Genomic DNA, 15977 nt, shown 5'->3' on the forward strand with positions numbered 1-15977 from the left:
CGCCAGGCCCGCACACCCAACGCGAATCGGGGTGCGGGCCTAGACGGTCAGTGTCAGGGGCAACCTAGCTGATCAGCTGCCCCGTCTCAGAGAAGGTGTACCACGTCCAGAAGATGCGCAGTCGGCCCGTGGCCATCGCGCCGCTTCCGGTCTTCAGGTAGTACCAGGCACCGCCGTCCTTGAGCCACCCCGTCATCATCTTGCCGGTGGTGGGATTGAGGTAGTACCAGGTGTCGCCGTCCTTCACCCAGCCGGTCTGCATCTTCCCCGTGGCCGGGCTCAGATAGTACCAGGACGAACCATCCTTGAACCAACCCGTGGCCATGGCACCCGTGTTCGGATCCAGGTAGTACCAGGACGAACCATCCTTGACCCAACCGGTTTGCATCTTGCCGGTGGCCGGGCTCAGGTAGTACCAGGAGGAGCCGTCGAGAACCCAACCGGAGGCCTGCTCGCCCGAGAAGCCGTGGTAATACCACGCGCCCCCTTCGAAGAACCAACCGGTGCGCATGTTTCCTTTGGCAGTAAAGCGGTAGGTCTGTCCGTCGATCACGAGCGAGGTGCTCGTGGCGCGTGTACCGTCCGCGTAGTGGTACTGCCAGCTGCGACCGCTGCGCACCCACTTTCCCTGCGCGGGCACCGAGGCCGAGGAGGCCTTGAAGGTCACGGTTGTCGAGCTCACGAGTTTCGATTCGTCACGCACGTCGATACGCGCGACGATGCCGTCGCTGGTCGGAGTCCAAGAGAAGGAGCCCGTCGAAGTGGCGGTGTCCGAGCTTTCTGACATCGCGGCCCAGTCCTGCAGGACGGATTCACGCCCGTCGGGCTCGATCTGAACGAGACGCATCTGGCGTGTGCCCAGGACACCAGCCTGAGTGGAGACAGACACTGTCGTCGGGACGCCAACCGCTGAGGTGAGAGTGTACCCGGACCCAGCCTCGTCGATGCCGATGCCCGACACACTCAAGGCCGGCTCGGCGTATTCGAAGAGGTTGGCCGTGTTGTACCCAGCTTGCGTCATGGCAGCCTCGGTGATCTGCCACGCCTGAGAGCCCCGGGGAGCTGCGACGTAGACGGCGGTGTCAGCCTTGAGGTCGGCCGCCATATCCTCGGCGAGCTTGAGCTCCTTCACCGTCGAAGGCAGGACCAGGACGCGGGGCGTGTCGAACCAGAAGGTGAAGCTGGTCATCCCCTCACCGAAGTACGCGCTGTCGGGACGTCCGTTGGTGGCCTTGCCCTCGTAGTAGAACTCGCCATCATTGCCGCCGCGCACGATGATGTGGCGCGGGGTGGTGGTATCGCGCGGAGTCATCCACAGTTCCGTGACCTGCGAACCCAGCTCGACGGTGTCCAAGCCGTTGTTGACGAGGCCTCGGGCCACGGTCACCGAGTCGGGAATGACGATGTCTGTCAGGTTATCGCAGCCGTCGAAGGCGCCAAATCCGATCGTGGTCAGGCCCTCGGGCAGGACAGCGCGGCGCAGGGACATGTTCTTCGAGAAGGCGTAGTCAGCGATCGCGACCGTGCCGCCAGGAACCGTGAACTCGGTGGCCCCGTTCGTGGGCAGAGACAGGACGAGGATTCTGCCCCCGATGGACGTCTGGTACAGGACGCCGCTGTCCACCGAGTAGACGGGATTGGCGGGTGCGACGCTCAGCGAGGCCAGGGACGTCGCCCCGACGAACGCGCCTTCCCCGATGGAGGTCAGGCCCGAGCCCAGGTGAACGCGGGTGAGGTAGCTGTTGTCGGAAAAGGCGAACTTCCCGATGCTCGTCACCGAATCGGGCACCGTGACCGAGGTGATCGGCGCGGCTTCGAACGCGTAGTCCTCCACACTGGTGAGGCGCCCCAGGTCGGGGCGGAAGTTCACCTCGGTGAGCGCCTTATCGTAGCGGAAGGCGCTGTCCGACACGGCCGTCGCGCCTCCCAGGTCAACGCGCTCCAGCTTGGGCATGTACCAGAACGCCATGTCGTCCATGGATTCAAAGCCGTCCGGCAAGGTCAGGGAGGTGACCTGCGAGCTCGCGAACGCCGCCTTATCCACACGACGCAGGGTCGAGGGCAGAGTCACGGAGGTGATCTGCGCAGATGTGAAGGCTCCCTCGTCGATCGTCGAGGTCCCCTCGGCAATCGCGTAGCTACCACCGGCGTTCTTCGCCTCCGGGTAGGTCGCCAGGTGCGTCAGGCCCTTCGTGTACAGGACGCCGTCGAGGCTCTGGTAGTTCTGGTTGGCATCGTCGACGTCGATGCTCTCCAGGAGCGGGGTGCGCGCAAATGCCGCGAACAGGCCCTGGGCCGACACCTTCGGACCGACGTGGACGGAGCGCAGCTTTGCCATGTCACTGAAAGTCTCCAGGCCCGCCATCGTGAGAGAACGGGGCAGGGTGATGTGTTCGAGCGCCGTGTTTGCGAAGGCGCGTTCCCCGATCGTCTCCAGCTTCGAGGGGTGGGCGTCGTCATCCTGGAAGGTAACCTCGGTGAGCGGCTGGCCTGAAAAGACATAGTCGTCGATTGCGCGCACGCTCGCGGGGATCCACACGCTCGTCAGGCTCGTGCCATTAAACGCATTTGTGCTGATCTCGGTGACGCCCTCGGGGATACGCACCTCGCGGGCACCACCGGTGTAGCCCACGAGCACGCCGTCGGCGTTGATGATGAAGCCGTCGGCATCTGCGTTCAGCGAGGCGGCAGCGTTAGCCTGCCCGGCGGCATCAGTACTGACCGCATGGGCAGCAGGCACGCCAAGCGCAGTCAGCGACAGGGTGCCCGCAAGCGCAAACGCCAGCACCGCAAACTTTGAATGGGACATCTGTGAACCCCTAAATTAGCATTCGGTAGGAGAAGGCCTCGCGTTGCGATCGCAGCCATTCATGTCAAACATATCGCTTTTTAGGGTTTTCGGATACCCCTACGACCCATTTTCTCAACATATGTCAGCCGATTCACCCGTATCTGCGCAAGTAGTAGCATACTTAGCCCTTTCACGAAGGCCTGGCATCACCTAGCTGATTCACCTCCTTCTCATCGAGGTTTTCTAGGGTTTTGTTGCATCTTTCCACTCAATCTGTCAAGAAGACCGATAATCTATATTGATCGCATCTGACAACGACCCTAACCGCCCGTTACGCAGGCGATTTACTTCATGATCGACCGAATGGTCGAACAAGATGTGCACGGCGCACCCTGGGTTGACCCGCCATGCCGACAAATGACGAATGGGTGGTGAGACAAGCACACGCCCCCGGATGATCTCCGGGGGCGTGTGGGAAGCCTGGTAACAGGTCAGTTCATCAGCTGTCCTGAGTCAGCAAAGCGATAGGAACGCCAGCCGATCCGCTGGGAGCCGGTGGCCATCACTCCGCTGCTCGGATCGAAGTAGTACCAAGCTCCGTCCAGCTGCAGCCAGCCGGTGGCCATGGCGCCACCCGCGGGGTGCAGGTAGTACCAGGAGGACCCCCGTTGCAGCCAGCCGGTGACCATCGCACCGGAGTCGGTGCTCAGGTAGTACCAGGAGGAGCCCTGTCGCAGCCAGCCGGTCGTCAACGCGCCGCTGGGGGCCATGTAGTACCAAGAGGACCCATCCTTGACCCAACCAGTCGCCATCGCGCCACTGCCGGGTGTCAGGTAGTACCAGGTCAGCCCATCGAGGATCCATCCCGTCACCATCTGTCCGGTCGTCGGGTTCAGGTAGTACCAGGAAGAGCCATCCTTCACCCAGCCACTCGCCTGAGCACCAGACGGATTGTGGAAGTACCACGCGCCATCCTCACTCGCCCAGCCAGTACGCATGTAGCCATCCGCACCGAAGCGGTAGATCGAGTTACCGATCTGCACCGTCCGGCCAGCCGGATAGGTGCCATCCGCATAGCGGTACCACCAGCCGACAGAGTCGCTCACCCACTGGCCGTCCTGCGGGGCAGGAGCCGGAGTCGGCTCGGGAGCGGGCGTCGGGTCCGGAGACGGAGCAGGCGTCGGCTCAGGTGCAGGCGTCGGCTCAGGCGCCGGTGTCGGGTCCGGGGTACCCGGCAGCTTGATCATGAGGGTGCTCGTCAGGTACGAGGCGTCGCGCACCTGCACACGCAGGCTCACGTCCGCGGCGGAAGGGGTCCACGGGAAGGTCACGGAGGAGACCGCAGCTCGATCCCCGCTGTCCGTCACCGTCGTCCAGTCGCGCACGAGTGTCTCGGTACCATCCGCTCCGATCTGCACGGCGCGCACCTGCTGCGTGCCGGCGATGCCACCGGCAACCTCAGCCGTCACGTCGACCGACGCGCCGACCTCGCCCGTGTACGTGTAACTTCCCCCGGCCTCGGCGATGTTCGTACCCGCCAGGGTCATCGACGCACCCGTGTAGGTGTGCAGGTGCGAGGGGTCGATGCCGGCCGCCTCGAGGGCGTCCTTGGCGACGTTCCACGCCTGCGAACCCTCGGCCGCAGCGACGTACACGTGGGTGTCGTCCTTCTTCTCGTCGCTCAACTCCGGCTCAAGGTAGAGGCGGGTCAGCGTCGAGGGGAGGACGAGGACGCGCGGGACGTCCACGCCGAAGGACACGCGGGTCATGCCCTCGCCGAAGTAGGCGCACTGGCGGCGTCCGTTCGTCGGGCGACCGTCGTACACGAAGGAGCCGTCCACGCCGCCACGCACGACGATGCGACGAGGCATGGGAACCCAGCTGCCTTCCATGCGGATCGAGGTCACCTTGGAGCCGTACTCGACGAGTTCCAGGGAGTTTCCGGTGACGCCGCTCGAGCGCTCGACCGACTCGGGGATGACGAGCTCGGTGAGGGCAGTGGTGCCCGCGAAGGCGTCGTCGCCGATGACCTTGAGGCCGTCGGGCAGGACGACACGGGTGAGCATCTTGTTGTTGGCGAATGCCGTCGCGCCGATCTCGACCGTGCCCGCGCGCACCGTGTAGTCGGTGAGCGTGTTGGCGGCCGGGGACAGCATCAGGTGCAGGCCATCATTCGCCTTACGGTACAGGACGTTGTGCTCGGCCGAGTACACCGGGTTGTCGGCGGAAACGGTCAGCGTCGCGATCTTGCGGTCGTTGTACAGGGCGGTCTCGGCGAAGGAGGTGACGCCCGCTCCGATGTGGAACGAGGTCAGGGCCGTGCTCTCCGAGAACGCCTGCTCGCCGACCGCGGTCACCGAGTCAGGAAGGGTCACGGAGGACTGTGCCGTGCGGCTAAACGCGAAGTCGCCGATCGTGGTCAGGCGTCCGAGTTCGGGCCGGAAATTGACCCCGTTCTTCGCACTCGTGGATTCGAAGGCGCTGCCGCCCAGGGAGATCGTGCCGCCCAGGTCGATGGTCGCGAGCTTGTCGGCGGAGCAGAAGGCACAGGTGCCGACCGTCTCGAACTTCTCGGGCAGGGTGACCGCGGTGAGCGCGGAGAGGCGGAAGGCCTCGTCCTTAATCGTGCGTAGGCTGTCGGGCAGTGTCACGGAGGTGATGCCAGCCTTCTGGAAAGCCTTGGGCGCGATCGTCGCGACTCCGTCCAGGACCGTGTACGTGCCTCCCGTATTCTTGGCGGCCGGGTACAGGATCAGGCGCGAGTGGTCCTTGGAGTACAGGACTCCGTCAACACTCTCGTAGTTCGGGTTCGCGGGATCGACCTCGACGCTGGTCAGCGAGGCGTTCTCGGCGTAGCCCGAGGTCACCGAGTCGGCGGCGACGTTGGGGCCCAGCTTGATCGTGGTGAGCGCCGAGTTGTAGTCGAAGACCTCCGCGCCCATCGTCACCACGGAACGCGGCAGCTCGATGGCCTCGAGGCTCGCGTTGGCGAACGCACGGTCGGCGATCGTGGTCAGCTGGGCCGGGTGGGCCTCGTCGTCGATGAAGGTGATCTTCTTCAGCGAGCTGTAGATGAAGGCCTCCAGGCCGATGGAACGCACCGAGGCGGGGACCGTCACGTGCTCCACGGTGGAGCTCGCGAAGGCGCGCTCGCCGATGGAGGTCACGGTGTCGGGCAGGGTGACCTCGGTGGCCGAGCCCTTGTACTTGACGAGGACGCCGTCCTCGTTGATCTCGAAGTCGTCGGCGTCGGCGGCGCGCACCGTGACGGGGATGGACGCGGTCTTGGCCGCGCCGGCCTCGGTGGTGACGGTGGCGGTCAGCGTGCCCGGACCAGCGTGATCGCCGGCGGTCAGGGTCGCCTTGCGCGTGTCAGTGTCGGCGGCGACCGTGGCCAGGTCGGCCGGCTCCACGCTCCACGTCACCGCGCGGTCCTTCAGCGAGGGCGCCAGGTAGGCCTTCACGGGGGCGGTCTCGCCCACCTTGAGCGTCACCTGGGTGTCCGCGAGCTCGATGCCCGCGTCCTCAGAGATCGTGCGCACGCGGATCCGAGCGCTGGCCGACAGGGTCGGCTGGGACGCGTCGGTCGCGGTGATCGTCGCCTCGCCGGCGGCCAGGGTGCGGACCTCGCCGTTTTCGTTCACGGTGGCCACGGCCTCGTTCGAGGACGTCCATACGAGGTCGGTGACATTCGCGTTCGCCGGCTCGTACGAGGGGCTCAGCGCGACCGTCTCGCCCGCAACAACCTCGGAGTCCTGCGGAGTGAGCGACAGGGAGGTCATCGGGATCGTGCTAAAGCGGATCACCTGACGGGCCTGGTTCTTACCCCAGTCCCACGCGAACAGGTAGGCGGTCGCCGGATCCGAGGAGTCCGCGCGGTCGATGAGGTCGGCCCACTTGATCTCGTAGTGCTTGGCGTAAGTGCCGTCGGCCTGACGGTTCGCGCCCACGGCCTCCTTCTCGTCGTAGTAGCGACGCGAGGTCGGGGACTCGGAGAAAGCGATGCCAGCCAGCGGAGAGTTGTCGGTGACGTCGAAGGACACGACACGCTCGTCGCCCTCGCCGGTGACCGTCAGGTTGGAGATGACGGGAGCCTCGGTGTCCAGGGTGAAATCCCAGGCCAGCTGCGAGGCGACGCTCGAGGGCGCGACCGAGGCCGCATCGATCGTCAGCTTGTAGCGGCCCGCGGGCAGCTCCTTGCCATCCTTGTCGAAGCCGTCGAAGACGGGGTTGTTGCCTTCCTGGCTTTCGATGGGCTCGACCTTGCTGGCGTGGTAGTTGAACAGGGACTTGCGGGCGCGCTCGAAGGTGTACTCACGCACGACCTCGCCGGCCTCGTTCGTGTAGGTGTAGGTCACCTTCGGGGAGTTACGCAGCAGGCAGGTGCGCGGCAGGATGCGCGAGGGGGCCTCGGGCAGCGCAGAGCGCGACATGATGAAGTACGCGGGGTCGACCGCGCGCACATCGTCAATTTCCTGTCCGGCGAGCGGGTTCAGGGCACCCAGGGGAACCTCGGTCGCGGGGTTGATGAGGGTCGAGGAGCAGGCGTGCGCGGTGCTCGTCGTACCGTCGTACCACTTGCCGTCGAAGACGGCGGGCGCGCCCCAGGAGCCGTAGAAGCCCATGTAGGGGACGGTCAGGTCGGGCTGACCGTCGGTACTGGTGAAGGTGACAGCACCGTCGATGAACGTGCCCTTGGGTGCGTTCGCGTTCGCGTACGAGGCAAAGGCGCCCTGCGGGGTCACGGTGACGGTCACGGTCGCGGTGCCCTTGGCGGGCACGGTCACCGAGTCAGCGGAGTAGGTCAGGTCGATGCCCTGCCCCGCCCAGTTCTTGGAGTGCTCAGTGAAGAGGCCCCCCTCGACGATCTCGGAGAGCGCCTGGCCGCCCAGCGTGTAGGTGTGGTCGGCGTCGGAGACATTCGTCAGGGTGACTTGGAAGGTCCACCCGTTCGTGCCCTCTCCGAGGTCAGCCTTGGGACGCCACGGGTTTTCCGCGCCCACAACGCTCGGGTAGACGGTCGTGGTCGTGGCTGCGAGGGCGTCCACCTGGCCGGCGCCCACGCGGCGCGGCGAGTAGTAGGTGCCGTCGTTCTGGTCGATGTCGAGCAGCGGGTGGGCGGTTCCCATCATGAGGGTGGTGACGATCGCTGCCTTGTCCGCCTCCGACAGGCCGGCGAATGCCGGGTCGTCGTTGACGCGCTGGCGTACGAGGGTCGCGATGCCCGCAACCTGCGGGGTCGCCATGGACGTGCCCGACATGGAGCGGTACGTGTTGCCCAGGACAGCCGCGACGATGTTGCCGCCGGGGGCAGCGATCTCAGGCTTGAGCTTGAGATCGGGCGTGACGCCCCACGAGGTGAAGTCGGAGACCGACGGGTTGGTCGAGGCGAGCTTGAGGCCCGCGTGAGGGTTGGAGATGGTGATGGAGCCGGACTCGCTGGCCTTGATGGCCTCGATAAGCGCGTCCTTCTCCTTCTTCGTGATGGTCACGGTCGGCATCGTGTGGGTGGCTTCAATAGTCGCCACGTAGGGGTTTTCGACCGTCTCGGAGTCGCCGATGATGAGGGCGGCGGGCTTGGAGGTCAGCTGGGTGAGTCCCTTGACCTTGGCCTCGTGGGTCATGTCCGCGCCCGTCGCACTGTCGGAGCCGCCGCGGTCTTCGAGGACGATGACCTTCGACAGGTCGCCGGGGTGCTCGGCGACGAGCTTCTCGAGTGCGGCCGCGTCACCGATGCCCGCGTAGACGAGGGTGTAGGTGGCCTCGGGGATGTCGAGGAGGCTCGGCACGACGGCGTCCTTCAGGCCGCGCGACTTGCGGTAGACGACCTGGCGGTCCCCCACCGTCAGGTAGGGCAGGGCGTCCTGGTTGTTGACCGAGGCGACGGCCAGGGTCGAGCTGTAGGACGCGGGCTCGGAGAGCGTGCCGGCGTCGGGGTCGGTCGCGAACGGCTTGTTCTTGCCGCTGTAGTTGGAGTAGGCGCTGGAGTAGGAGTTACCCGCAGCGGCGTTGACGGTCACTCCCGCGTTGGCGAGGTTCTTGTAGACCTCCGCGTACATGGTTCCGGCCTCGGTGCCCATGCCCGCATCCTCGCCGAGGGAGAGGTTGATCGAGTCGGGCTTGAGAACGACCGCGTCGTCGAGGGCCGCCAGGACCGTGCTGTCGGGGATCGATCCGTCCTTGTCGGAGGCGACCTTCGCGACGATGATCTGCGCGTGGGGCGCGGTGCCCTGCAGGTCAGCCGCGTTGGCGGCGGCGATCGCGGCGACGTGGGTGCCGTGCGACAGGTCCTTGCTCGACTTGGGCAGCACGTCCGCGTCGTTGTCCGCGTAGTCGAAGACGAAGGGGATCTTGCTGTTAAGGTAGGCGCCGGTCTTGCCGTGCGGCAGCTTGCCGACGAGGGCCTCGACGTCCCCCTGGCTCAGGCGCACATCGACGCCATCCATGGAGCCAGAGAAGGCCTGGTGGGTGGCCTCGATGCCCGTGTCGATAACCTCGACGACCTGACGATCCCCCTTCTGGGTGGTCTGATTCGCGCGCGTCATCTCCAGGGAGGAGGCGTTTTGCAGGGCCGGGTCCACGGCCTCGGCACCCAGCGCGCCCGCGTCCCCCTCGACGACCATGGGCTTGTGGTGGCGCTCGATGAACGCAGCCTTGACGCCCTCGGTCGCCTTGATGGCACCCAGGGACGAGGCCGGGGCCTGGATCGCGAAACCGTCCAACGCGTGCGTGTAGTCGCGCACGTCGGTGATGTCCGCACCGGGGACCACTGCCTCGACCGAGGTTTCGATGCGTTCCTTGACCGTCTCGTGCTTGGTTGAGGACGACAATCCGAAGACCCGCTGATACCACGGGATGCCGACCGAGCCGTCTTCCAGCTGGACGATGATCGTCGTCGGGGTGTCGTCGGCGGGGACGCTCTCGGGGGTGGTGGTCGGGTTCTCGGCACCGGCCTCGTCGGCGGCTCCCGACTGCGGGGCGCCGGACTGGGCGTCGACGGACGAGGCGGGGGCTGCGGCGCCCGACTGGCTTTCCTCTTGCGGGTTAGCTGCGAAAGCCGCCGGGGTGGTCACGGCGGTCATGGCAAGGGTGCCCGCGGTTAGCAGCACCAATGCCGAGGTTGTGCGATGGGACATCTATGGCTCACTTGGTTGACAACTGGGTCAGGGCATGGCCGCGGATACGGCATAACCCAACGTCTAGGGTAGGGTTACCTATCCTTACTGAAAAGTTTTCTTCTCACCATCCGTCGAGGGCTTTACGCGCCCATCTTTTCGCCGTAAACTAGCTCTTCTTAGCGAGTCCTTAGTAACAATAGCTGACCGTAATTTATGCGGCGGTGGCTACCAACAACAAACCCGCCGAGGAGAGCGCGGACACTGGGTCCGAACCATCTCCTGGCGGGTTATGAGTCGCGTGCTCAGTGGCACGCGGATATGGGTCAGAGAATGACCGCGGTGCCCGTCGCGATGGCGGCGAGCATGCCGTTGTTGGTGCCGGCGGTGAAGTAGTCGACCTTCACGCCGACGACCGCGTTGGCACCCATGGCCTGGGCGCGGGCGCACATTTCGTTGACGGCGGTCGCGGAGGCGCCGCCGATCTCTTCCTCGTACTGGGAGGCGCGGCCACCGAACATGTTGGACAGGTTCGCACCGAAGTCCTTGAACATGTTGACGCCGGAGATCGCCTCACCGGAGACCATGCCGATGTACTGCTTGACGGGCGCACCCTCAACGGTCGGGGTCGTCACAACGAGCATCATTCACTCCTTCATAGGGGGCTAACGTGGCAACACTACCCGCGTTCCCGCGCGGAGGCTAGTAGGCGCTCATCAACTGATTGGCTCAGTTGGTCCCCTCGCCCACTCCTACCCCTCCATACTCCACACAGGTTAGAACGGATGCCAGGCACCCCTTCTTCCTAGAGATAATCTCGAAGCCAGTCAGGCATGGACGGATCATCAACAGACCACGACTCAACCTCCGTTTCACTTTCTTCCCAATTACTCTCATCACCATCAAAGAACTTATGCCTGTTGCACTTGTATTTCGTCACCGTCCCTCCCTCCAGGCGATACTCATTCCAGAAGTAGTTCTGCTTGCCATGACCTTTCCACTCACTCGTCGTGTAGATCGTCGACATATTTCGCTTCCTTCCAAGTAGCCACACCTGCCAATATCCTTGCCATGTCGAGCAATATGGACAGACATGTATTTAGAACACTGAAAAACAGCCTTGAATAGAATCCCAACCGCAGGACCGACACGAAAAAAATAGGCAACTGCCTAACCAATCAGTCTATTTGGGCCACATTGCGCCAAAGGGCTGCACGGGTCAACAATGCCACAGAAAGATAAGTTACGCAACAACTCTCGCCGAGTCATGCAGCCGCGTGAGGGCACTAGCTAGTAGATAGCCCCCAGGCATTTCTGAATGAGCGGATGCTAACATCCGAGGGTCAGCTAAGTTCAGGGGGCGCAGCGACGCGCCCGGCGACTTGCACGGAGCAACGCTATGAAGATGCACGTCTACGAGCCTGGCGAGGAAGAGACGCCCACCATCCTTATCATTCACCCAATGCTGTCCTCGGCCTCGAGTATGAAGGCCACACTCTGCGATCACATGGGTCCAGGACTGCGCTTCCTCGTGCCGGACCTGTCCGCCCACGGGGACGAGGCCTCGGCCCCCTACGTGTCGGCAGCATCGGAGGCAGCGTCGATCCACGAGTGGCTGGCGTCCCGCGGCTTGTCGCGTCTGTCTCTGGGTTTTGGGGCGTCGCTCGGCGGTGTCATCCTGTTCGAACTGCTCCGTTTCCCGGACCTCTCGTTTGATCGGCTGTTCATTGAAGGCGTGAGCTTCTACTCGGGCGGTCCCGTGGCCCGAGTCGGCGGCTCCATTCTCAGCCGCGTGATGGTTGCGAAGCACCGGAAGGCCGTCCGCGACCCCGAGGCGGGGGCACGCAAGCTCGCGCGCCTCTACGGCGAGGAGGCTGCTCGTGCGATGGCCTCGAGTTTCGCGGCGATGAGCGAGGACAGCGTCCGCGCGATCGTGCACGACTGCTCCCACGTCAGCCTGCCGCCCCTCTCCCCCACCACCCAGCGGCGCTGCACCTTCGCGTACGGGGACAAAGACTCGGACCTGCGGCTCGCGCGCCGCGTGATCCCACGCCTCTATCCGCAGGCCGAGCTGCGCGTCTGGCCAGGCTCGGGGCACTGTGAGCGAATGAGCCGCGACTCGGTCGCCTACGGGGCGATGCTGCGGAACATCGCCCTGGGCTCAGCATCTACTGATCGTTCGTGAAGGAGGCGATCACGCAGGGAATTCGACCTCGCACGACGCAGTAGGTGACGCCCATGCAGCCCATACGCTCAAAGAAGGCCCGGTATGACACCGGGTCGAAGTGCTCCTGGAAGTGCACGCCGAATCGGGAGATCACCCTCAGGAACATGGTGTGCGCCCGCTTCTTGGGAATCACGTAGGTGGGGACGATGATCGTGCCACCCGGGCGCACGACCCGCTTGAGTTCCTTGAGCGCGTCGCCCGGTTCAGGCAGCAAGTGGATGACGTTGCCCGCCACGACGGCGTCGAACGAGTCGTTCGCGTAGCGCAAATCGGTGATATCCGCCTGCTCGACGGTGACGTTCGAGTGTTTCGCGAGCTTCTTGCGTGCCTGCTTGAGCATCCCCTCGGAATAGTCGGTCGCGACCACACGCGCGCATGCGGGGGCGATGGCGGCGCTAATCGCGCCCGTTCCGCACGCACATTCGAGCACGGTGTCACCGGGGCGAATCAACCGTGCAACGGCACCGCCCGTCCCGTCGTACACCCTCCTGTTGAGCGCGTTGACGGCGAAGTCGTAGAGCGGGGCAACTCGATCCCAGAACAATGCTGAACACCTCCGTATTCCCATGCATCGCACGAGGCCGACGCTGCTTCGCGCTGCTGGACATGATACGCCTGCGTAGGAGATGCCGGGGCGGAAAGGGGTTCTGTGCACAGGAACAGAACCACGAAGGCGCTCGCGGATAGGTTATGCGGATACGGATAGGTTATTCACTTGCGGATAGGTTAATAAGCTATCCGCATCGTCATAACCTATCCGCATGTTCGTAACCTATCCGCGTAGTTACCCCTGCGTGCCACACCCCCTGCGTGCGACTCGGCCTATATCCAGCTCCACCTACCGCGCTCGGCGCGCGTGGATAAAAGCACCGACGCTATGGGCCGCGAAGCCAAGGAGGCTATAGCCCACCCCGTAGATGAGTGCACTGTCATTGAGAAACAGGTACATCGGCGCCAGGAAACACACGAAGGGTGCGAGCAGCCACAGGAGGCTAAGGCCCTCCTTCACGCCGTCCCAAGCGCCAAAGCCCATCGCGAGTACCGGAAGGATCGCGAGCAGGATCAGGAACACGAGGCTCTTCACGATCTCCATCGAGTCCGAGACGCGCGAGAGACTAAACCACGCCGCCGGCACCAGCAGGTAGATGCCGAACAGCACGGCGATACGAATCCACGTTGATTTTGTCGTCCACCTCATGACTCAATGATAGCCGCGTCGCATGAATAAAAAGCACTTTGACACGTCCACTGTGCGGGCCGCGAAATGGGCGTACATGAACCAGCGTCACGGCGCGCGCAACGCTACCAGAGGGGTGACGCCTACTTGCAGAAGCTGCCGAAGAAACCACGCTTCTTCTCGGCGGCGGCGTACTCCTCGTCGGAATGGTCCTTATCGCACCACTGATTTGCGGGAACCTTCTCCTTCACCGAGTCGATGTGCTTGCCGCAGCCCTTCCAGGTGGTCTTTCCGCATACCTCGCAGGTGGTGGGTCGACACATGATTGCCTCCTTCATTGTTGTGCCTCGGATCCGTCAGCGGATCCGCTGCATGGTGTTTCGAGCTTCCCCCCTCCTCAGGCGGATTACTCCGTCGGATGAGGCCAGTCGGAGGACCGAGTGCTCGGTTATATCGATCATTATGCTCTCGGTTTTGACAAGAAATTCTACTGCTTTAGGCTCCGGCGCGGGGTCGTTTGCGATGCCGAAATCATCAGGCTTATCCCTCCCCCGTGACCAGCACAGCATCGGCCCTCTCACCGAGCCACGCTCGCAGTGTTTGGATGCCGCCCGACAGCATGGTGACGTTGAAGCCCGCGTGGCGCACGATGCGGTAGCCGATCCAGGAACGTACACCCGCGGCGCACATGACAACGAAGGGCTGGTCTCCGACGCTCTCGTCGACCCAAGCCTGAACCTCACCGAGGCGGTCGCGCAGCTGCGTGTGGGGAATGTTCAGGGAGTTGGGCATGTGTCCGGCAGCGTACTCGCCCGGCGTACGCACGTCAAGGACCGGCATGTCCTCGGTCAGGGCGTCTGGGCCGGTGAGGACGAGCCCGCCGATCAGCACATTGTGGGCGACCATGCCGGTCTGGTTGACGGGATCCTTGGCCTGACCGTAGGGCGGCGCGTAGGCGAGGTCCAGGTCTATGAGGTCCGTCGCCTTCAGGCCCGCTCGCATGGCGGTCACGATGACGTCGATGCGGCGGTCCACACCGTCGGCGCCCACGGCTTGTGCGCCGAGGATCTGCCCACCGGCACCCACGTGCATGAGGATGTGCACAGGCTGGGCACCGGGGAAATAGCCTGCGTGCTGATTAGCGTGTGTGTGCACCGTGAAGTACTGAATACCCGAGGCATCGAGCGTCTGACGGTTAGCGCCGGTCATGGCGGCGGTGAGGCTCCCAATCCGGACTATGGCCGTTCCTTGGGGGCTCGGGATGGGGCGCGCGGTTTGCTCACTGTGTTCGGCGTCGGCGATCGCGTCGGCGACGAGGCGTCCCCCGCGGTTCGCGGGTCCGGCCAGGGCGACGGGGCGGTCGTGGTCGCGGCCGATCGTGCCATCACCGACTGCATAGACGTCGTCGGCGCTCGTACGCCCATGCTCGTCAACGAGGATGTAGCCGCGGCTGGTCTCGATGCCCGCGACCTCGGCGAAGGTGGTGTCGGGGCGGACGCCGGTCGACAGGACGATGAGGTCGGCGTCCAGCTCTGTGCCGTCGGACAGCGTCACGGAGTCATGGTCGTCGCCGCGGGTAATGGACTGGGCGGCGACGCCCACGTGGACGTGCACGCCGAGGCCGCGCAGCTCCTGCGTGACCAGCGTGGCCATCTCGACCTCGAGCGGCGGCAGGACGTGCTCGGCGAGCTCGAGGAGGTGGGTTTCGAAACCGCGAGCGGCGAGGGCCTCGGCGGCCTCAATACCGATGAAGCCGGCACCGAGCACGATGGCGCGGGTGCCCGATGCCTCGCGCAGAGCGAGGGCATCGTCGACCGTGCGCAGAGTGTGTACGCGCGGGGAGTCAAGGCCGTCAATCGGGGGCCGGCTCGCGAGGGCTCCCGGGGAGAGAATCAGGTGGTCGTAGGTGAGCGTATAGGCCTCGCCCGTCTCCGTGTTGGCGACCTGGACGATGTGCGCTCCGGGGTCGATCGCCGTGACCTCGGAGTTGATGCGCACGTCGAGGTTGAGCGCCGCCTTGAGGGTGTGCGGGGTGTGGAGGAGGAGCTTGGCGGGGTCTTCGATTTCGCCGCCGACGTAGTACGGGAGTCCGCAGTTCGCGAAGGACACGTACTTGCTGCGCTCGAACACGATGATCTCGGCACCCTCGTCGCGCCTGCGCAGGCGGGCCGCCGCGCTCATGCCACCCGCGACTCCTCCAACGACTACTACTCGCATGTGCGGCTCACTTTCCACTATTGAGCGACAGAATGCCGACTCCAACAACTCCAACACTGCCAACAATACCCCCTGAGGGTATTGATTGGATCAATAGGAATCGCACGCCTACAACAACGCGAACATATTGTGTATGACAGCAAGATACACAGTTCCGAGTAGTTCACTGAGCCATCCCTATCCTCAGAAGCTCTTCACGACGTAGACCTCTATCCAAGTTCAACTCGAACCGAAATACAGTGCCAGAACATGCGCTTTCAAACACCAGCCGAGTTCAGGTATGCGAATCGTACGGAAACCTAATCGAGACCGGAGGATCCGAAGCGTGCCCCAATAGGCTGCCCTACATGGTAAAGTCCAAAGCAATTGTCAAGCTGATGACGAACACCACCTGGAGGACCACCATGAGTAACCTGTCCCGCCCTCTACGTCAGGTTGCTACTCAACTGG

The 15977-nt window shown here is 64.1% G+C and carries 9 protein-coding genes; 1 reads left to right on the plus strand and 8 read right to left on the minus strand.

All coding sequences use genetic code 11. The features are described 5' to 3' along the window. Positions 1 to 64: 64 nt before the first annotated feature. The 4 genes from ACTODO_RS00380 to ACTODO_RS00395 all read right to left on the minus strand — a co-directional run bounded on the left by ACTODO_RS00380 (position 65) and on the right by ACTODO_RS00395 (position 10933). Entirely contained in the window at positions 65 to 2809 is a 2745-nt protein-coding gene (locus tag ACTODO_RS00380) for a leucine-rich repeat protein (RefSeq protein ID WP_003790073.1), read from the minus strand. 473 nt (positions 2810 to 3282) lie between these two features. Further along, positions 3283 to 9927, minus strand: a complete 6645-nt coding sequence (locus tag ACTODO_RS00385) for a leucine-rich repeat protein (RefSeq protein WP_003790075.1) — start codon at positions 9925 to 9927, stop codon at positions 3283 to 3285. Positions 9928 to 10232: 305 nt separating this feature from the next. Continuing rightward, on the minus strand, positions 10233 to 10550 hold the full coding sequence (locus tag ACTODO_RS00390) for a heavy metal-binding domain-containing protein (RefSeq protein WP_034465938.1): 318 nt from the start codon (positions 10548 to 10550) through the stop codon (positions 10233 to 10235). 161 nt (positions 10551 to 10711) lie between these two features. Continuing rightward, a complete protein-coding gene (locus tag ACTODO_RS00395; protein ID WP_003790079.1) occupies positions 10712 to 10933 on the minus strand; it encodes a hypothetical protein in 222 nt (73 codons plus the stop codon). Between the two features lie 372 nt (positions 10934 to 11305). Here ACTODO_RS00395 and ACTODO_RS00400 point away from each other — a divergent pair, with 372 nt between their 5' ends. After that, positions 11306 to 12091, plus strand: a complete 786-nt coding sequence (locus ACTODO_RS00400) for an alpha/beta fold hydrolase (RefSeq protein ID WP_003790081.1) — start codon at positions 11306 to 11308, stop codon at positions 12089 to 12091. On the opposite strand, the gene ACTODO_RS00405 is transcribed toward ACTODO_RS00400, so the two are convergent. The 4 genes from ACTODO_RS00405 to ACTODO_RS00420 all read right to left on the minus strand — a co-directional run bounded on the left by ACTODO_RS00405 (position 12075) and on the right by ACTODO_RS00420 (position 15527). Next, the gene (locus ACTODO_RS00405; protein WP_003790083.1) at positions 12075 to 12677 is read right to left on the minus strand and encodes a class I SAM-dependent methyltransferase; all 603 of its coding nucleotides are present in this window, start codon (positions 12675 to 12677) and stop codon (positions 12075 to 12077) included. The genes ACTODO_RS00400 and ACTODO_RS00405 overlap by 17 nt on opposite strands. Positions 12678 to 12971: 294 nt before the next feature. Then, positions 12972 to 13331: a hypothetical protein gene (locus tag ACTODO_RS00410; RefSeq protein ID WP_003790085.1), complete on the minus strand. Its 360-nt coding sequence runs from the start codon at positions 13329 to 13331 to the stop codon at positions 12972 to 12974. A 122-nt stretch (positions 13332 to 13453) separates the two neighbouring features. After that, positions 13454 to 13633, minus strand: coding sequence for a DUF8730 family Cys-rich protein (locus ACTODO_RS00415; protein ID WP_034511724.1), 180 nt, complete (start codon positions 13631 to 13633; stop codon positions 13454 to 13456). Between the two features lie 217 nt (positions 13634 to 13850). Next, complete coding sequence (locus ACTODO_RS00420) at positions 13851 to 15527, minus strand: FAD-dependent oxidoreductase (RefSeq protein ID WP_034511726.1); 1677 nt, start codon at positions 15525 to 15527, stop codon at positions 13851 to 13853. Positions 15528 to 15977: the final 450 nt, after the last annotated feature.

It is taken from the genome of Schaalia dentiphila ATCC 17982, from assembly GCF_000154225.1.
GTDB lineage: Bacteria > Actinomycetota > Actinomycetes > Actinomycetales > Actinomycetaceae > Pauljensenia > Pauljensenia dentiphila.